The sequence below is a fragment of the Comamonas sp. A7-5 genome (assembly GCF_039581385.1).
Taxonomy (GTDB): domain Bacteria; phylum Pseudomonadota; class Gammaproteobacteria; order Burkholderiales; family Burkholderiaceae_C; genus Comamonas; species Comamonas thiooxydans.
Map to the genome: position 1 here is coordinate 447666 of NZ_JBCPWO010000001.1, position 17933 is coordinate 465598.

The 17933-nt window shown below is 61.6% G+C and carries 15 protein-coding genes; 2 read left to right on the plus strand and 13 right to left on the minus strand.

What is annotated here, in order from left to right; all coding sequences use genetic code 11:
- Positions 1 to 49 precede the first annotated feature (49 nt).
- The 6 genes from AAIL67_RS02025 to AAIL67_RS02050 all read right to left on the minus strand — a co-directional run bounded on the left by AAIL67_RS02025 (position 50) and on the right by AAIL67_RS02050 (position 7103).
- Positions 50 to 1066, minus strand: coding sequence for a tripartite tricarboxylate transporter substrate binding protein (locus AAIL67_RS02025; RefSeq protein ID WP_343483280.1), 1017 nt, complete (start codon positions 1064 to 1066; stop codon positions 50 to 52).
- Between the two features lie 113 nt (positions 1067 to 1179).
- A complete protein-coding gene (locus AAIL67_RS02030; RefSeq protein ID WP_034351853.1) occupies positions 1180 to 2595 on the minus strand; it encodes a malonyl-CoA decarboxylase in 1416 nt (471 codons plus the stop codon).
- A gap of 155 nt (positions 2596 to 2750) precedes the next feature.
- Positions 2751 to 3593, minus strand: a complete 843-nt coding sequence (gene lgt, locus AAIL67_RS02035; RefSeq protein ID WP_034351803.1) for a prolipoprotein diacylglyceryl transferase — start codon at positions 3591 to 3593, stop codon at positions 2751 to 2753.
- Positions 3594 to 3739: 146 nt separating this feature from the next.
- A complete protein-coding gene (locus AAIL67_RS02040) occupies positions 3740 to 4747 on the minus strand; it encodes a tripartite tricarboxylate transporter substrate binding protein (RefSeq protein WP_343483281.1) in 1008 nt (335 codons plus the stop codon).
- Between the two features lie 116 nt (positions 4748 to 4863).
- Entirely contained in the window at positions 4864 to 6723 is a 1860-nt protein-coding gene (ilvD, locus tag AAIL67_RS02045) for a dihydroxy-acid dehydratase (RefSeq protein WP_003063146.1), read from the minus strand.
- Positions 6724 to 6863: 140 nt separating this feature from the next.
- Positions 6864 to 7103, minus strand: coding sequence for a TIGR04438 family Trp-rich protein (locus AAIL67_RS02050; protein WP_343483283.1), 240 nt, complete (start codon positions 7101 to 7103; stop codon positions 6864 to 6866).
- A 113-nt stretch (positions 7104 to 7216) separates the two neighbouring features.
- Between AAIL67_RS02050 and AAIL67_RS02055 the strand changes: the two genes are divergently transcribed.
- Entirely contained in the window at positions 7217 to 7522 is a 306-nt protein-coding gene (locus AAIL67_RS02055; RefSeq protein ID WP_034350048.1) for a c-type cytochrome, read from the plus strand.
- Positions 7523 to 7852: 330 nt separating this feature from the next.
- Here AAIL67_RS02055 and typA read toward each other — a convergent pair whose 3' ends face one another.
- The 7 genes from typA to AAIL67_RS02090 all read right to left on the minus strand — a co-directional run bounded on the left by typA (position 7853) and on the right by AAIL67_RS02090 (position 16714).
- A complete protein-coding gene (gene typA, locus AAIL67_RS02060; RefSeq protein WP_034351801.1) occupies positions 7853 to 9679 on the minus strand; it encodes a translational GTPase TypA in 1827 nt (608 codons plus the stop codon).
- Positions 9676 to 10668, minus strand: coding sequence for a tRNA pseudouridine(55) synthase TruB (truB, locus tag AAIL67_RS02065; protein ID WP_003080481.1), 993 nt, complete (start codon positions 10666 to 10668; stop codon positions 9676 to 9678). The genes typA and truB overlap by 4 nt, the downstream gene beginning before the upstream one ends.
- A 4-nt stretch (positions 10669 to 10672) precedes the next feature.
- Positions 10673 to 11050 (minus strand): 30S ribosome-binding factor RbfA, encoded by a 378-nt coding sequence (gene rbfA, locus AAIL67_RS02070; RefSeq protein ID WP_003056352.1) that lies wholly within the window; start codon positions 11048 to 11050, stop codon positions 10673 to 10675.
- A 95-nt stretch (positions 11051 to 11145) separates the two neighbouring features.
- Positions 11146 to 13980, minus strand: a complete 2835-nt coding sequence (infB, locus tag AAIL67_RS02075; protein WP_012837914.1) for a translation initiation factor IF-2 — start codon at positions 13978 to 13980, stop codon at positions 11146 to 11148.
- A gap of 23 nt (positions 13981 to 14003) precedes the next feature.
- Positions 14004 to 15491 (minus strand): transcription termination factor NusA, encoded by a 1488-nt coding sequence (nusA, locus tag AAIL67_RS02080; protein ID WP_003063156.1) that lies wholly within the window; start codon positions 15489 to 15491, stop codon positions 14004 to 14006.
- Positions 15492 to 15574: 83 nt separating this feature from the next.
- A complete protein-coding gene (gene rimP / locus AAIL67_RS02085; protein ID WP_034351798.1) occupies positions 15575 to 16153 on the minus strand; it encodes a ribosome maturation factor RimP in 579 nt (192 codons plus the stop codon).
- Between the two features lie 180 nt (positions 16154 to 16333).
- Complete coding sequence (locus tag AAIL67_RS02090) at positions 16334 to 16714, minus strand: thioredoxin family protein (RefSeq protein WP_224650528.1); 381 nt, start codon at positions 16712 to 16714, stop codon at positions 16334 to 16336.
- A gap of 230 nt (positions 16715 to 16944) precedes the next feature.
- Here AAIL67_RS02090 and AAIL67_RS02095 point away from each other — a divergent pair, with 230 nt between their 5' ends.
- Positions 16945 to 17925, plus strand: a complete 981-nt coding sequence (locus tag AAIL67_RS02095) for a J domain-containing protein (RefSeq protein ID WP_343483364.1) — start codon at positions 16945 to 16947, stop codon at positions 17923 to 17925.
- Positions 17926 to 17933 lie beyond the last annotated feature (8 nt).

Genomic DNA, 17933 nt, shown 5'->3' on the forward strand with positions numbered 1-17933 from the left:
TTCAAAATGGGGCGCCAGCAAAGGGCGCCCCGCAAGGCAGCCAGCTGGCTCAGGAGTCAATCTTCACATTCGCCGCCTTGACCACATGGGCCCAGCGCTGGATCTCGCTTTGCACCATGGCGGCAAACTGCGGCTGGCTCAGCTGGCCGTAATCGGCGCCGTTCTTGGCCCAGGCAGCCTTGATGTCCTCGGCGGCTCCGATCTTGCGCACCTCGTCCAGCATCTGCTGCTGCACGGCAGCAGGCGTGCCCTTGGGGGCCCATAGCCCATACCAGGTGGTGACGGTGAAGTCCGGCAGGCCGCACTCGGCCGCGCTGGGCACATCGGGGAAGGCGGGATTGCGCTTGGCGCCCGCCACCATCAAGGCCTTGATGCGGCCGCCCTTGATATGCTGGGCCGATGAGCCCAGGCCATCGAACAGCATGTCCACATTGCCGGCAATCAGGTCCTGCAGCGCCGGCCCTGCGCCCTTGTAGGGGATATGGGTGATCTGGGTCTTGGTCTGCAGCTTGAACAGCTCGCCCGCCAGATGGTGCGAGGAGCCCGGCCCTGCCGAGGCATAGTTGTACTTGCCGGGGTTGGCACGCAGGTCCTGTACAAGAGCCTGCAAGCTGGCATGCGTCACCTTCTTGGGATTGACCACCACGACTTGCGGCACGCTGGCCAGCAGCGCCAGCGGGATGAAGTCGTGCTCCAGATCGTATTCGAGCTTGGGGTAGACCGATGGCGCAATCACATGGTGAGTGCCGCCCATGAAGAAGTTGTAGCCGTCGGGTACGGCCTTGGCCGCAATGCTGGCGCCCAGCGTACCGCCCGCGCCACCGCGGTTGTCTATCACCAAGGTCTTGCCCGAGGTCTTGGCGAACTGGGCAGAGAACGGCCTGGCAAAGGTGTCGGTGCCGCCGCCGGCAGGAAAAGGCACGATCAGATTGACAGGCCTGCTCGGCCATTCCGATGCCTGGGCCATGCCCGTCCAGCCCGATGCTCCAGCCGCCAGCAGCGCCCCCGTCGCCCCCAGCAGCGTGCGCCGCTGCAAACCCACGCTCTTTTCCCAAGAATCCTGCATCTATGTCTCCTCTGCGCGCCTGGTCAGCAGCATCGCCGCAGCCAGACTTGTGGTTGGAAGACGCAGCAGCAACAAGCCGGCTCAGGCCGGGCGCAGCGCGAGTCGCGATGCACTCAACCCTTGCACAGCGATTCGATCTCCGAGGAAACGGGAATCTTGCTCTGCGCCAACAGGCTGCGGTGCTTGTCCAGGCGCTTGAGGTCATACAGATAGTTGACCATCAGCCCCATGGATTGCTTGAGCCCCTTGGACGACAGGTCTGCCGCCCAGTTCAGGCGCTCCACGCGCGCACCGTTGCCAAGGTGAAAGCGTGCCACGGCATCCAGCGGACGACCCTTGGCAGTTTCCCGACCCAGATAGCGCGCGGCGCAAAACATGGCAGCCTGACGCACCACCGATTTCTCCGGCAGCGAGCCCGGATCGTCCAGCGCGGCCAGCAATTGCGCGGCACTCACTCCGCCGGCGACTTTTTCCAGGGCTGCCTTTTGCTTGTCGTCGAGCTCCGCCAGCGCCGCATCGCCGTTCTTGCTCAGCCAGCTGCGCAGTCCCGGAATCGGCGACAGAGTGGCGAACTGCTTGAGCTTGGGAAACTCCTCGGTGAGCGTCTCCACCACATGCTTGATGAGCGAATCGCCGAAGCTCACGCCCTTGAGTCCGGTCTGGGTGTTGCTGATGGAATAGAAGATGGCGGTGTTGGCCTTGGCCAGATCGGCTGCCGCTGCGGCCTCGTCCAGCAACGGAGCCATGCTGCCTGCCATCTTGTCCAGCAGTGCCACCTCCACAAAGATCAGCGGCACATTGGGCATGCGCGGGTGAAAGAACCCATAGCAGCGGCGGTCGCTGTCGAGGCGATTCTTCAGATCGGCCCAGCTGCGGATATCGTGCACTGCCTCGTACTTGATCAGCTTTTCGAGCAGCGATGCGGGCGAATCCCAGTTCAGGCTTCTGAGCTCCAGCAAGGCCACATCGAACCAACTGGAAAACAGATGCTCCAGCTCGGCGTCCAGCGCCACATAGTGCTGCTCCGCCTTGGGCAAGGCCAGCAACTCGGCGCGCATGTCGACCAGAAAGCCCATGCCGCCCTTGGGCTGGGCAAAACGCTGCAGCAGCCGCGTGCGCGACGAAACCAGGGCGCGGCGCAGGCTCATCTCGGCCTCGCCGCGTTCCACATCGCTGCCCGCCTTGTCGTAGCGCTCGCGGGCCGCCTGCAGTGCCTTGGCATCGGGGCCGAACTTTTCGATCGCCAGCAGCCAGAAGTCCTTGCGCGCGGCCAGATCGGCCTTGGCATACCAATCCATCAGCAACTGCGCGTGACGGCCGCCCTCCACGTCGCTGAGCGCGGTATCCGCCACCTGCTGCATGTCCAGCAGCAAGCGGCGCAGCTCGCGCGGCGACAGCGCCTCCTCCCCACGACGCAAGGTGGCCTCCAGGCGTTGCGCCAGCGGGCGATGCTGGGCGTCGCCCTTCTCGCCCTCGGCACCGCGCACCCACAGCTTGGTTTGCTCAATCCACTCGGCTGCCCACCCCATATGCATCTCCTTGTTCCAGCACCATCATGCTCTCATTGAAGAAGCAGATACCGCAATTGCAGTAACGCTTTCAGCCATTATGTGCAGTTTTTCCGCCTCGCACACCACACCATGAAAAACGCAGACCGAAGTCTGCGTTTTTCAGGATTTGGCCTTCAGGCCGCAGTCCGCTGAACCGCGTAGGCCTGGCGCTTGCCACACCACACCCACATGAGCACACCGGCCACGATCATGGGAATGCACAGCCACTGCCCCATGCTCATGCCCAGCGAGAGAATGCCCAGGAAGTCGTCGGGCTCGCGGAAGTACTCTGCGATGAAGCGGAAGGCCCCATAGCCGATCAGAAAAACCGCCGCGACCTGGCCGGGCTTGCGCTCCTTGCGCGCGTAAAGCCACAGGATGATGAACAGCAGCAGCCCTTCCATCAGGAACTGATAGATCTGCGAGGGATGACGCGGCAGCATGGAGCCGCTTTGCGGGAACACCATGGCCCAGGGCAGATCCGCACTCGCAAAACGCCCCCAGAGCTCGCCGTTGATGAAGTTGCCGATGCGGCCCGCAGCCAGCCCTGTAGGCACGCAGGGCGCCACAAAATCTGCGACTTCCAGCCAGTTGCGCTTGCGCGAGCGCGCAAACCAGATCATGGAGCCGATGACGCCCAGCAGGCCGCCGTGAAAGCTCATGCCGCCCTGCCAGACGGCAAGAATCTCCAGCGGATGCGAGAGGTAGTAACCGGGCTTGTAGAACAGGCAGTAGCCGATGCGCCCGCCCACGACCACGCCCAGCACGCCAAGGAAGAGAATGTCCTCCACATCCTTGCGCGCCCAGGCACGATCGCCCGTCATGTATTTGAATGGAGGGTGGTGCAGTCGGCGCGTGCCCAGAAACAGGAACAGACCAAAGGCCACCAGATAGGTAATGCCATACCAGTGCACGGCCAGCGGGCCAATCTGCACGGCTACAGGATCAATGTGCGGATACATCAGCATGTCAGGCATTGTGCCGCAGGCCGATGACGTTTCTGCAAAACTGCATGCTCCGAGAACGCTGCAGAGCCTCATTCACCGGCTCAAAGCCCCCCTGATGCGAAAAACCTCGACCTGGCATCCTGCTGCATCCGGCGCCAGCGGCGCTCTTTCAAGCGTCAATGCGGCTTGTCCACCGCCAGGCCCTGCTCGCGCACGGTCTGGCGCACGACCTTGGCGGTCTCATCCATCATGGTGCTCAATCGCTGCGGTGTGCCGCCCAATACATTCACGCCCATGGCCTGCAACCGCTCCTGCACGGCAGGATCCTGCAAGGCCGCGTTGGCAGCGCCGTTGAGCCTGGTCACGACGGCCTGCGGTGTTCCTGCCGGAGCAACGATGCCGAACCAGGTGATGGCCAGATCGTTGAGCGCAGGGTGGCCCAACTCCCTGAACGTGGGCACCTGCGGCAGGGCCGGCAAGCGCTCCTGCGCGGCCACGGCGAACGGAACCAGGCGGCCCGCAGCCACATGCGGAGCCGACGAAGGGTATTGATCGCTGAGCACCTGGGTCTCGCCCGACAGCGCGCCGCTGATCACCGGCCCCTGCCCCTTGTAGGGAATGTGGTGCAGCTTGAGCTTGAGATCGGCATTGAGGCGCTCGGCAATCAGATGCCCGATGGAGCCGATTCCGGCCGATCCGATATTGAACTGCCCCGGCTTGCTGCGCGCAAGAGTGAGGAACTGGGCATAGTTCTGCACACCCATATTCGGATGCACGGAGAACACCGACGGAATGGACGCCAGTGCAACCACCGGCACAAAGGCCTTGGCAGGATCTATGCGTGCCGTCTGGGGCAGCATGACGGGATTGACCACCAGCGTGCTGATGGTGCCCAGGCCGATCGTGTAGCCGTCAGGCGCCGCATTTGCCACGGCCTCGGCCCCGATGAAGCCGCTGGCGCCGGACCGGTTGTCGGCCACCACGGGCTGACCCAGCGTCGTGTGCATGGCATCGGCAACCAGGCGCGCCACGATATCGGTGGAGCCTCCGGGCGTGAAAGGGACCACCAGACGCACGGGACGCTGCGGGTAACGCCCTTCTGCAGCCTGCGCCGTCAATGCCCCCAGCAAGGCCAGCAGCCCTGCTGTCTTCAACAAGAAGGAGGGGCGAACAGCGAAAGACATGGAGATCACTTTCTGGCAAGACAATAAAAACAGCCGCGCGACTTGCATCGAGCGGCTGTGGGATTGTCCGTCAGCAGGCAAAGTCCGCGCTGACGAAATGACGAAACAAACGTAACTTAATCGTCGAGCAGCGACAGATCTCGCACGGCGCCGGTATCGGCGCTGGTCACCAGCTTGGCATAGGCCTTGAGGGCCGCAGAGATCTTGCGGGGACGGGCCTGGGCAGGCTTCCAGCCCTTGGCATTCTGCGCTTCACGGCGGCGGGCCAGCTCTTCGTCGCTGACCAGCATGTTGATGCTGCGGTTGGGAATGTCGATGCGGATGATGTCGCCGTTCTGCACCAGGCCAATCGCGCCGCCGGCTGCCGCTTCGGGAGAGCAGTGACCGATGGACAGGCCGGAGGTACCGCCCGAGAAGCGGCCGTCCGTCAGCAGCGCACAGGCCTTGCCCAGGCCCTTGGACTTGATGTAGCTGGTGGGGTAGAGCATTTCCTGCATGCCGGGGCCGCCCTTGGGGCCCTCGTAGCGCACGATGACCACATCGCCTGCCTTGACCTTGTCGGCCAGGATGTTGGCCACGGCCTCGTCCTGCGACTCGACCACATGGGCCGGGCCTTCGAAGACCAGGATCGACTCGTCCACGCCTGCGGACTTCACCACGCAGCCGTCCAGCGCGATGTTGCCGCGCAGCACGGCCAGGCCGCCTTCCTTGCTGAACGCGTGCTCGTAGCTGCGGATGCAGCCTTCGGCACGATCCAGGTCCAGGCTGGGCCAGCGGGTGTTCTGGCTGAACGCCACCTGCGTGGGAATGCCGGCGGGGCCAGCCATGTAGAAGTGGCGAACGGCCTCGTCCTGCGTGCGCATGATGTCCCACTGCTCCAGCGCATCCTTCATGGTCTTGGCATGCACCGTGGGCACATCGGTGTGCAGCTTGCCGGCGCGGTCCAGCTCGCCCAGGATGGCCATGATGCCACCGGCGCGGTGCACGTCTTCGATGTGGTACTTGGGCGTGTTGGGTGCCACCTTGCACAGCTGGGGCACGACGCGCGAGAGGCGGTCGATGTCGGCCATGGTGAAGTCGATACCCGCTTCCTGGGCGATGGCCAGCAGGTGCAGGATGGTATTGGTGGAGCCGCCCATGGCGATGTCCAGCGTGATGCAGTTCTCGAAGGCCTTGAAGCCCACGGAGCGCGGCAGCACGCTGTCGTTGTCGTTCTCGTAGTAGTCGCGGGCCAGCTCGACGATGCGGCGACCGGCGCGCAGGAACAGCTCTTCGCGGTCGGCATGCGTGGCCACCACGGTGCCATTGCCGGGCAGGGACAGGCCCAGCGCTTCAGTCAGGCAGTTCATCGAATTGGCGGTGAACATGCCCGAGCAGGAGCCGCAGGTCGGGCAGGCGGAGCGTTCCACCTCGGCCACCTCGGCGTCGGAATAGCGCTGATCGGCCGCGATCACCATGGCGTCCACCAGGTCCAGCTTCTTGAACTCTATGGTCTTGGTTTCGGGGTTGGCCAGCTTGGTCTTGCCGGCTTCCATGGGGCCGCCGGAAACAAAGATCACCGGAATGTTCAGGCGCATCGCAGCCATCAGCATGCCGGGGGTGATCTTGTCGCAGTTGGAGATGCACACCAGCGCATCGGCGCAATGGGCATTGACCATGTACTCGACCGAGTCCGCGATCAGGTCGCGGCTGGGCAGCGAATACAGCATGCCGTCATGGCCCATGGCGATGCCATCGTCCACGGCGATGGTGTTGAACTCCTTGGCCACGCCGCCGGCCTTTTCGATCTCGCGCGCGACCAGTTGCCCCAGATCCTTCAGATGCACATGGCCGGGCACGAACTGGGTGAAGGAGTTGGCAATCGCAATGATGGGCTTGTCGAAATCGCCATCTTTCATGCCGGTGGCACGCCACAGGGCGCGCGCACCGGCCATGTTGCGGCCGCCAGTGGAGGTTTTGGAACGGTATGCGGGCATGGGGTTCGCTATAAGACGTTATCGGGAAATGATTCTTTGGATTATGGCCCAGCACTGCAAGGCAGCGATGCCTAGCCCATGGCGGGCTGTCAGGCAAAACAATCACAAGACATCGTCAATCACGATGCCTGATTCACTGCTCAACGACGTCGCTGGCCCGGTGCCATGGCCTGCTTCTGACGCTCGATACGCTCTTTCTTGCGCTGGTCCATCTTCTCCATGGCCTTGCGCTTGGTATAGCCCGAAGCATCGGCCCAGGCCCACCAGGCGGCAGCCGCGCCATAAACGCCCAGAATCGGCCACCAGCTCCAGTCTGCAACAGGCCCGATCTGAGCCAGCTTGAGCAGCGACAACACGATCGCCAAACCTAACAGATACATACATCCCCTTTTTTGTTGATTTTCCAGAACACAGAGTGCACTGGAGAGTACACAAGCCAAGCACTACAATGCGCTAAAAGATCAACTTTAACCCCGCACCCTGGGAACTCATGATGAAGCAATTTCTGATCGCTTTCGCCCTTTCCGCCGCTGCCGTGGCCCCTGCCATGGCCGATCAGGCTCTGGCACAGTCCAAGAACTGCATGGCCTGCCACGCTGTTGACAAGAAGCTGGTTGGTCCCGCATTCAAGGATGTGGCCGCCAAGTATGCAGGCCAGAAGGACGCAGCCGACAAGCTGGCTGCCAAGGTCATCAAGGGCGGCTCCGGCGTGTGGGGCCCCGTGCCCATGCCCGCCAATCCCCAGGTGAACGACGCCGATGCCAAGAAGCTGGTGGCCTGGATTCTGGCGCAGAAGTAAATCGACTGCCTCTCAACGGCGCGAGACAGGGCCGTTATCAAAAACCGCATGGCTCCCATGCGGTTTTTTGTTTCTGAAGCTACCGCGACTCAGCGGATCGCCCTGCTCTTCCATCAGCCCACCGGCACCAGGATTCCAGACTTCGCTCCACACCCGTGAGATCAGCATCTGCAACACTTGACTGCTGCTGCTCGGCAGCAACTCGGCCCGTGGCTCGCTTCGCGACGAATCAATACCGCAGCCGTTGCAATGCAGACTGTCAGGCAGCAGCGTGCAATAAAAAAAGGCCCCGAAGGGCCTTTTTTTGGATTCACGGCCTAGGCCAGTGAATTACGCATCACGCGAAGCACGCTTGCGATCGTGTTCCTTCAGGTGACGCTTGCGCACGCGCAGGCTGGTGGGGGTGATTTCCAGCAGCTCGTCCTCTTCGATGAATTCCACGCCGTACTCCAGCGACAGCTCGATGGGAGGCGTGATCTTGATCGCGTCTTCCTTGCCGGAAACACGGAAGTTGGTCAGCTGCTTGGTACGTGTGGCGTTCACCACCAGATCGTTGTCGCGGCTGTGGATGCCGATGATCATGCCTTCGTACACGGGGTCGCCGGCCTTCACGAACATGCGGCCACGGTCGTCCAGCTTGCCCAGGGCGTAGGTGAAGATTTCACCGTCGTCCATGGAGATCAGCACGCCGTTCTTGCGGCCGCCGATGTCGCCCTTATGGGGTTCGTAGCTGTCGAAGATGTTGGCGATCAGGCCGGAACCACGTGTCAGGTTCAGGAATTCGTTGGTAAAACCGATCAGGCCACGAGCAGGAATACGGTATTCCAGACGGACGCGACCGCGGCCATCGGGCTCCATGTTCACCAGCTCGCCCTTGCGCTCGCCCAGTGCCTGCATCACGCCGCCCTGATGGCCTTCTTCGATGTCGGCAGTCACCAGCTCGATAGGCTCGTGCTTTTCGCCGTCAATCATCTGCATCACGACGCGAGGCTTGGACACGGCCAGCTCGTAACCTTCGCGGCGCATTTCTTCCAGCAAGATGGTCAGGTGCAGTTCGCCGCGGCCGGAGACTTCAAAGATACCGTCTTCGTCGGTTTCCTTGACGCGCAGAGCCACGTTGGAGCGCAGTTCCTTTTGCAGACGGTCCCAGATCTGGCGGCTGGTCACGAACTTGCCTTCACGACCTGCCAGGGGCGAGGTGTTCACGCAGAAGTTCATGGTCAGGGTGGGCTCGTCAATCTTCAGCATGGGCAGAGGCTGGGGATTGGCGGGGTCGGTGACGGTCTCGCCGATACCGATGTTTTCGATACCGCTGATCAGCACGATCTCGGAAGGACCGGCTTCGGTGGCCTGCACGCGGTCCAGACCCTGGAAGGTATGCACCTGGTTGATCTTGCCGCTGTAGCTCTTGCCGTCAGGACCGGCCATCACGGCCACTTGCTGACCGGGCTTGAGCGTGCCCTGGGTGATGCGGCCCACGCCGATACGACCCACGAAGGTGGAGTAATCCAGAGCAGAAACCTGCAGCTGCAGGGGAGCGCTGGCATCGCCTTGCACGGAAGGCACGTGATCCAGGATGGTGTCGAACAGGGCGGACATGTCCTCACCCCACTTGGCACCGGGCTCGCCCTCTTCCTTGGACGACCAGCCGTTGATGCCGGAGGCGTAGACCACGGGGAAGTCCAGCTGCTCGTCGGTGGCGCCCAGCTTGTCGAACAGGTCGAAAGCGGCGTTGATCACCTTGTCGGGGTTGGCGCCGGGCTTGTCCACCTTGTTCACCACCACGATGGGGCGCAGGCCCAGAGCCAGAGCCTTCTTGGTCACGAAGCGCGTCTGGGGCATGGGGCCTTCCTGCGCATCAATCAGCAGCACCACGCCGTCGACCATGGACAGGGCACGTTCCACTTCGCCGCCGAAGTCCGCGTGACCGGGCGTGTCGAGAATGTTGATGTGGGTGTCCTTCCAGGACACGGCACAGTTCTTGGCCAGAATGGTGATGCCGCGCTCACGTTCGATGGCATGGTTGTCCATCACGGTGTCGACGACTTTTTCGTGCTCGGCAAAAGTGCCGGACTGGCGCAGCAGCTGGTCCACCATGGTGGTCTTACCGTGGTCAACGTGCGCGATGATCGCAATGTTGCGGATTTGTTTGCTCATAATGTTTCCAAAATGCCGCTTGCTTGTGGACGCGGCGTTCCTTCCAAAATTTGTTGAATTTCTAGCGGACTGAGCAGGCGCTCGGGAATCAATTCCCCGCTCGCCACACGGCCTACCCCTAAAAGGGCATGCGGGCGCTCACCATACACCGCCACGGCCGGGGCATCCGCCCAAGACCCTCGACGGCGCAAGCCTGATAGAAAGCGTCCTGCATCCTGTTCACCCAAGGTGACGACGGCATGACGATGCAGCAGGGTATCGACAGGCTGGACCTGCGCGATGCGCTCTTCATCGTTCATGGCTTCCAGCGCCTGCAGCGTCACGCAACGCGACACTTCAAGACCGCCGGTTTCCACACGGCGCAGAAAACGCAAGTGGGCGCCACAGCCCAAGGCCTCGCCCACGTCTTCGCCCAATGTGCGGATGTAAGTGCCCTTGCTGCAGGTCACTCTCATCTTGACAGCCGGATGCCCCTGATCGTCCTGCACCAGAGTCAGATCCAATGCATGAATGGTGACATCGCGTGCGGGGCGCTCCACTTCCACGCCCGCACGGGCATATTCATAGAGTGCCTTGCCGTCCTTCTTCAGCGCACTGTGCATGGGCGGCACCTGCTTGATGTCGCCTGTGAACTGGGCCTGCACCTGCGCCAGGCGCTCGGGCGTGATGGCTGCCAGATCGACGGCACGCTCCAGCACCACATCGCCCTCGGCATCGGCCGTGGTCGTGGTCTGGCCCAGGCGGGCAATGGCTTCGTAGGTTTTCTCGGCTTCGAGCTGAAGCTGACTGAATTTGGTGGCAGCGCCGAAACACAGCGGCAGCACGCCACTGGCCAGCGGATCAAGCGTGCCTGTATGCCCGGCCTTTTCGGCGCGCAGCAGCCACTTGACCTTCTGCAAGATATCGTTGCTGGACCAGCCCAGCGGTTTATCGAGCAGCAACACCCCATGCACAGGGCGCCGCTGCACCCGGGTGCGAGGGGCGTTCATGTGCTTATTCCTGTTCGGGTCCGCGCGACGCCACAGCCTTGGCGATCAAGGCGTTCATGTCGGCAGCGCGCTCTGTAGTGCGGTCGTAGACGAAATGCAGCGTGGGCACGGTATGAATGTGCAGACGCTTGAACAGGCCGTTGCGCAGAAAGCCTGCGGCCTGATTGAGTGCTGCCAGCGTCACTTCGGGATCGCCGACGAGCACGCTGAAGAACACCTTGGCGTGGGCATAGTCAGGAGTCACCTCCACGCCTTGCAGCGTGACCATGCCGACGCGCGGGTCCTTCAACTCGCGGGCGATCAGCTCCGACAGATCACGCTGGATCTGGTCGGAAACTTTGAAGCTGCGGTTGGGAGCAGCAGATTTGCGTTTGGTTGCCATGAATAAAAAAGGAGCTATTTGCGCTTGCTGCACAAGGAATTCAAGGCATTTTCAGCCTCAAACCCTTGCGTAACAGGCGCTAGCAGCTATTGCTTTTACAGCGTACGAGCGATTTCCTTGATCTCGAAGACTTCCAGCACGTCGCCTTCCTTGATGTCGTTGTAGTTGCGCAGCTTGATACCGCACTCGAAGCCTTCCTTGACTTCCTTGACATCGTCCTTCATGCGACGCAGCGACTCGATCTCGCCCGTGTAGATGACCACGTTGTCGCGCAGCAGACGGAAGTGTGCATTGCGGGTGACGTGACCTTGCGTGATGTACGAGCCGGCAATGGTGCCGATCTTCGTCGCCACGAACACGGTACGGATCTCGGCCATACCGATGATCTCTTCGCGCTTCTCGGGAGCCAGCATGCCCGACATCGCAGCCTTCACCTCATCCACGGCGTCGTAGATGATGTTGTAGTAGCGAACGTCGACATCGTTGCCTTCAGCGGTCTTGCGGGCCTGAGCATCCGCACGCACGTTGAAGCCGATGATGATGGCCTTGGAAGCCAGCGCCAGGTTGACGTCGGACTCGGAGATACCGCCCACGCCGGAGTACACCAGCTGAACCTTGATCTCGTCGGTAGACAGCTTGAGCAGCGAGGCTGCCAGAGCTTCCTGCGAGCCTTGCATGTCGGCCTTGATGATGATGGGCAGGGTCTGCACATCGCCAGCGGACATTTCGGCGAACATGTTTTCCAGCTTCGCAGCCTGCTGCTTGGCCAGCTTGGTGTTGCGGAACTTGCCGGCGCGGTAGGTCGCAATTTCACGGGCACGGCGTTCGTCGCTCAGCACCATGAAGTCGTCACCCGCCTGGGGCACTTCGTTCAGACCCTGGATCTCGACAGGGATGGAAGGACCGGCTTCCTTAGTCTGCTTGCCGTCTTCGTCGAGCATGGCTCGCACGCGACCATAGGTCTGGCCAGCCAGCACCACATCGCCGACCTTCAGCGTACCGGACTGCACCAGCACCGTAGCCACGGTACCGCGACCCTTGTCCAGCTGGGCTTCGATCACGATACCCTTGGCAGCGGCGTCCACGGGCGCTTTGAGTTCCAGCACTTCGGCCTGCAGCAGCACTTGCTCCAGCAGCTCGTCGATGCCCTGGCCGGTCTTGGAGGACACGGCCACGAAGGGAGAGTCACCGCCGTATTCTTCGGGCAGCACCTCTTCCACGACCAGCTCCTGCTTGACGCGATCGGGGTTGGCTTCGGGCTTGTCGGCCTTGGTGATGGCCACCACGATGGGAACACCAGCCGCCTTGGCGTGCTTGATGGCTTCCTTAGTCTGGGGCATGACGCCGTCGTCGGCAGCAGCCACCAGAATCACGATGTCGGTGGACTTGGCACCGCGAGCACGCATGGCCGTGAAGGCCTCGTGACCGGGGGTGTCCAGGAAGGTGATGATGCCGCGAGGCGTCTTCACATGGTAGGCACCGATGTGCTGAGTGATGCCGCCGGCTTCGCCCGACGCCACCTTGGTGCGACGGATGTAGTCCAGCAGCGAGGTCTTGCCGTGGTCCACGTGACCCATGACGGTCACCACGGGAGCGCGCGGCAGTTGCTCGGCTTCGGAGTTGGAGACTTCCTCGGCGGTGAAGGCTTCGGGATCGTCCAGCGCTGCCACCTTGGCGGTGTGGCCCATTTCTTCCACCACGATCATGGCGGTGTCCTGGTCCAGCGGCTGGTTGATGGTGACCATCTGGCCCATCTTCATCAGAACCTTGATGACCTCGGATGCCTTGATGGCCATCTTGTGAGCCAGTTCGGCCACGGTGATGGTCTCGGGCACCGAAATCTCCAACTGACGGAACTCGGGAGCCTGCTGCTGTTGCTGCTCGTGACGATCATTGCCACGACGGCCGCCCTTAGGACCACCGCGCCAGTTGGAGCGGCCAGCCACGCCGCCGGAGCTGTCGCCACGGGTCTTGATTTCCTTCTTCTTGCCGGCGTCGTTGGACCAGCTCGAAGACAGCTTGGCGGACTTGACTTCCTTGCCTGGACGGGCGCCGCCGCCGGCATTGGCCGCGCCAGCGCTGCCTGCGGGCTTGTTGCCATCCTTGGCGGCAACAGGCTTCTTGGCATCCGCAGCGACCGGAGCAGCCTTCTTGGGCTCCTCGGGCTTCTTGGCGACCAGCACCTTCTTGGGCGCAGCCATCATGGCGCGGATGGCTTCCGCTTCGGCCAGGGCCTTGCGGCGGCGCTCATCCAGATCCTTGGCGCGGCTGGCTTCTTCAGCAGCCTTGGCCTGGGATTCGGCTTCCGCCTTGGCGCGTGCCTCGGCCTGGGCCGCAGCACGTGCGGCAGCGCCTGCGGCGTGCTCGCGCTTTTCTTCTTCCTTTGCCGCCTTGGCTTCAGCCACCTTGGCGACTTCCGCGGCTGCATAGGCTGCAGCACGTTCCTCGGCTTCGCGCTCGCGGCGCTCGCGCTCTTCGCGCTCTTGACGTTCCTTGGCCAATTGTTCTTCCTGATGGCTCAACAGCTCGGCCTCGCGGCGAGCATCTTCTTCACGGCGTACCAGCTCTTGACTAGCGGCACGCTCCTGCACAGCCTTAGCCATGCTTTCCGCATTGGCCTGAGCCTCGGCGGGAGTGTCTTCCCGCTTCACGAAAGTGCGCTTCTTGCGCACTTCCACCTGAATCGTACGGGCACGGCCCGATGAATCCGCCTGCTTGATTTCGCTGGTGGACTTCTTGGTCAGCGTGATCTTCTTGGCACCGCTGCCATGGCTTGCCTGCAGGTGAGACAGCAAGCGCTGCTTGTCACCTTCGGTCAGCGCGTCAGCCGCATTGGCCTTGTCAACCCCGGCGGCCTTGAGCTGCTGCAGCAAGGTATCAGGGGTCGTGTTGCGCTCTTTCGCAAATTCTGCAACCGTATTACTCGACATAAATGCTCTGTACCTCCCTGACCTTACTCTTGCCCATCGGTAAACCAGTGCTCACGCGCCTTCATGATCAAGGCCTTGGCTTCTTCGGCAGTCTGACCGGTGATTTCGGTCAGCTCGTCGATCGCCAGGTCGGCCAGATCGTCACGTGTGTGCACATCAGCTTGCGCCAGCTTGTCCAGCAGCTCGGCAGTCATGCCGTCCAGAGACACCAGATCCTCGGATGCCTTGCTCACATTTTCTTCGCGAGCAATTTCCTGACTCAGCAGTGCATCCTTGGCGCGGCTACGCAGCTCGTTCACCGTCTCTTCGTCGAAGGATTCGATTTCGAGCATTTCCTGCAGCGGCACATAGGCCACTTCTTCCAGGGTCTCGAAACCTTCTTCGATCAGGATGTTGGCGATTTCCTCGTCCACATCCAGCTTTTCCATGAACAGCTTGCGCGAGACAGCCGACTCGTCGGCCTGCTTCTGGGCAGACTCTGCAGCGTCCATGATGTTGATCTTCCAGCCTGTCAGCTCGGAGGCCAGACGCACGTTCTGACCGCCGCGACCGATGGCGATGGCCAGATTTTCCTCGTCCACGACCACGTCCATGGCATGCTTTTCCTCATCCACAACGATGGAAGAGACATTGGCAGGAGCCAGGGCACCGATCACGAACTGGGCGGGGTCTTCGGACCACAGCACGATATCCACACGCTCGCCGGCCAGCTCGTTGGTCACCGCATTCACGCGGGTGCCGCGCACGCCGACGCAGGTGCCAATGGGGTCCACGCGCTTGTCGTGGCTGAGCACGGCAATCTTGGCACGAGAGCCGGCGTCACGGGCGCAGCTCTTGATCTCCAGCAGGCCTTGCTCGATCTCGGGCACTTCATTGCGGAACAATTCCACCATGAATTCGGGAGCCGAGCGCGACAGCAGGATGGGAGCACCGCGCAAGGTGGCATCGACTTCCATGATCATGGCGCGCACGCGGTCGCCATTGCGCAGATTTTCCTTGGGGATCATCTCGCCGCGCTTGAGTCGGCCTTCCACACGGCCGGATTCGACAATGATGTCGCCCTTGTCCATGCGCTTGACGGTACCGGTAAAGATCTTCTCGCCACGGGCCAGGAATTCGTTGAGCAGCATTTCGCGCTCGGCGTCGCGAATCTTCTGCAGGATGACCTGCTTGGCAGCCATGGCACCAATACGGCCGATAGGCAGCGACTCGATCTGCTCTTCAATGAACTCACCAATTTGAATGCCGGGCACGCGGTCTTCCGCATCCATCAGCATTTCTTCGGCGTCGGGGTTCTGCAGACCGGCATCGTCAGACACCACCACCCAACGGCGGAAGGTGTCGTAGTCGCCGCTTTCGCGATCGATGGACACGCGGATGTCTACTTCACCTTGGTACAGCTTCTTGGTGGCCTGTGCCAGTGCGGATTCCACGGCACCAAAAACCACATCGCGTTCCACGTTCTTTTCACGCGAAATGGCTTCAACCAACATCAACAGTTCGCGATTCATGCGACGACTCTCCTATTTCAATCACACAAAGAGGATTTGCATGCGACCTCTTTGCCCCAAAAGATTCAAACGCTTCAGCTGCCTCATTCGGGCTTGGCTGCGCGTCCTTTGAAATTCACAATCGGTGCCAGACGAGCTTCGCGCAACTCGTCAAGCGTAAAGCCCATCGCGTTCAACGGCGCAGGCTCACGCTTCTTGCTGACGCGCACGCCCGGCTTGGGAGGCGGCTCATCGCTCCAGACGATCTGCCAGCCACCTTCTTCAGTCCGTTCCAGCGTGCCACGAAATTTCTTGCGGTTTGCATTGATCTTGTCGCCACCTGCAGCCCCGATGGGAGCCTTGAGCGTCAGATCCACCTCCGAGCCTTCAAAGCGGATGAAGTCCTGCTCATGGCGCAGCAAACGATCAATGCCTGGAGAAGAGACCTCCAGACGGGCGTAGTCCGCACCATCGACTTCCAGCGCAAACTGAAGCTGGCGCGTGACCTTTTCGCAGTCTTCCACTGTCACGAACTGCTCGGGCAGCTCAGGCGCACCGTCCTCCGGCGCCTGCCAAGGCAAATCAATCGTGATGCGCAGCAGGCCGCCGGCCGAGCGCTCGATTTCAACCAGGTCATAGCCCAGACCTGTCACGGTTTGTTCAACGATTTGCTGTAGTGCCACGTGTATTCAGTTCAATCCCGAAAAATCTGTCAAATCATGGACTTAGCTCTGCCAAAAACAGGTTTCGCCATGAATTGCCCAAAAAAAACGGGCGGTATGTACCCGCCCGTTTGGTCGTGAAGCCGTGATTGTAGCCGCAAACCACTGTTTTCGCAAAAAGTGTCTCGCATAAAACAGCGATCAACGCAAGACTTCCTGCAGGTCATCAGCGCGCAACAATCGCTGCAGCAAATCCTGGGCCTCCTGCACATCGGCAGGCCTCGCCGCCGCATCTGCGGGCAGGGATTGCAGCATCCGCGCCAGCACCCCCGTTTGCGGAAGCACAGGCCCCAGAAATCTGGCCAGCTCGCCCTGCGCCACCAAAATGGACGGAAAGGTTTCTATGTCCAGATCGCCCGCCACATCCTCACGGTCTTCCACATCGAGCCAGACAAAACGCATCTGTGGAAACTGGGCAGCAAGAGCCTCGAAGGGCTGCCGGTACTGTTTACAGGTACCGCACCAGTCAGCACAGAGGCAGACAACCAGCCATGCGTCTGCTTTTGTAATTTCTTGTTTCATTTCACGAACTCTGGGCAGGCCTTTGCACACGCCCCTGCATTGATCCCGGCAATGGTAGCGCCAGATGCCCTTAAGGACTCAAACCCCGGTCATCACCCCACCAGCGCGCATTGAGACCCTTGAAGCTGCCGCACTCTATCCCTATTATTTTCCTGAATGCGGGCGCAGCAATGGCAGCAGCCAAGGCAACAGTCTTGCGCCCATCTTTTGACAAGAAGATTGGTGACTCCATGGATTACAAGGACTATTACAAGATACTTGGCGTGGACAAAAAGGCCTCCACCGAGGACATCAAAAAGGCCTATCGCAAACTCGCCCGCAAATACCACCCCGACATCAGCAAGGAAAAAGACGCGGCGGCTCGCATGGCCGAGGTCAACGAAGCCAACACCGTGCTCTCCGACCCCGAAAAGCGCGCCGCCTACGACGCCATGGGCGACGAGATGCAGTTTGCTAAAAATGCCAGAGCTCAGGGCGGCGGAGGCTTTCGCCCGCCGCCCGACTGGGATCAGCAGGACTTTCACTTCAGCAGCCAGGGCGATGCCGGCAGCGACGCCGATTTCAGCGACTTTTTCTCGCAGATGTTCGGCCAGGCCGCTCGTGCACGGCGCCATCAGGGCCAGCAAAGCGCGCGCAGCACCCCAGACATGCGCGGCCAGGACCAGCATGCCAGCATAGAGCTGGATCTGCAGGACAGCTATAGCGGCGCCGTGCGCTCGCTGCATCTGCGCAGCACCGTGCTCGACGACCAGGGCATCCCCACCCACAAGGACAAGGAGCTGCAGGTCACCATTCCCAAGGGCGTGCGCGAGGGCCAGATGATTCGCCTTGCCGGTCAGGGCAACCCGGGCCTGGGCAAGGGTGCTCCAGGCGATCTACTGCTGGAGGTGCACTTCCGCAGCGACCCGCGCTGGTGGTCCGAAGGCAAGGATGTCTACCAGCGAGTGCCGCTCGCGCCCTGGGAAGCCGAGCTGGGTGGCCCCGTCCCCTTCAAGACGCTGGCCGGGGAACTGGAAGTCACCGTGCCCGCCGGCTATCGCTCGGGCCGCAAACTGCGCCTCAAGGGCAAGGGCCTGCCCGCCGCCACGCCGGGTGATCTGTACCTGGTGCTGGATGTGGTCTTCCCGCCCGCGGCGACACCCGCGCAAAAGCAGGCTTATGCCGACTTTGCCAGGGCCTTCCCGCAGTTCGATGCCCGCAGCCTGAGTTGAAAGGTTTT

Coding starts and splice junctions, on each gene's coding strand:
- lgt (WP_034351803.1), bottom strand. CDS start 3,593: ATGCCTGACATGCTGATGTATCCGCACATTGATCCTGTAGCCGTGCAG.
- AAIL67_RS02055 (WP_034350048.1), top strand. CDS start 7,217: ATGAAGCAATTTCTGATCGCTTTCGCCCTTTCCGCCGCTGCCGTGGCC.
- infB (WP_012837914.1), bottom strand. CDS start 13,980: ATGTCGAGTAATACGGTTGCAGAATTTGCGAAAGAGCGCAACACGACC.
- AAIL67_RS02095 (WP_343483364.1), top strand. CDS start 16,945: ATGGATTACAAGGACTATTACAAGATACTTGGCGTGGACAAAAAGGCC.
- AAIL67_RS02025 (WP_343483280.1), bottom strand. CDS start 1,066: ATGCAGGATTCTTGGGAAAAGAGCGTGGGTTTGCAGCGGCGCACGCTG.
- nusA (WP_003063156.1), bottom strand. CDS start 15,491: ATGAATCGCGAACTGTTGATGTTGGTTGAAGCCATTTCGCGTGAAAAG.
- AAIL67_RS02090 (WP_224650528.1), bottom strand. CDS start 16,714: ATGAAACAAGAAATTACAAAAGCAGACGCATGGCTGGTTGTCTGCCTC.
- typA (WP_034351801.1), bottom strand. CDS start 9,679: ATGAGCAAACAAATCCGCAACATTGCGATCATCGCGCACGTTGACCAC.
- ilvD (WP_003063146.1), bottom strand. CDS start 6,723: ATGCCCGCATACCGTTCCAAAACCTCCACTGGCGGCCGCAACATGGCC.
- AAIL67_RS02050 (WP_343483283.1), bottom strand. CDS start 7,103: ATGTATCTGTTAGGTTTGGCGATCGTGTTGTCGCTGCTCAAGCTGGCT.
- AAIL67_RS02030 (WP_034351853.1), bottom strand. CDS start 2,595: ATGGGGTGGGCAGCCGAGTGGATTGAGCAAACCAAGCTGTGGGTGCGC.
- rbfA (WP_003056352.1), bottom strand. CDS start 11,050: ATGGCAACCAAACGCAAATCTGCTGCTCCCAACCGCAGCTTCAAAGTT.
- AAIL67_RS02040 (WP_343483281.1), bottom strand. CDS start 4,747: ATGTCTTTCGCTGTTCGCCCCTCCTTCTTGTTGAAGACAGCAGGGCTG.
- truB (WP_003080481.1), bottom strand. CDS start 10,668: ATGAACGCCCCTCGCACCCGGGTGCAGCGGCGCCCTGTGCATGGGGTG.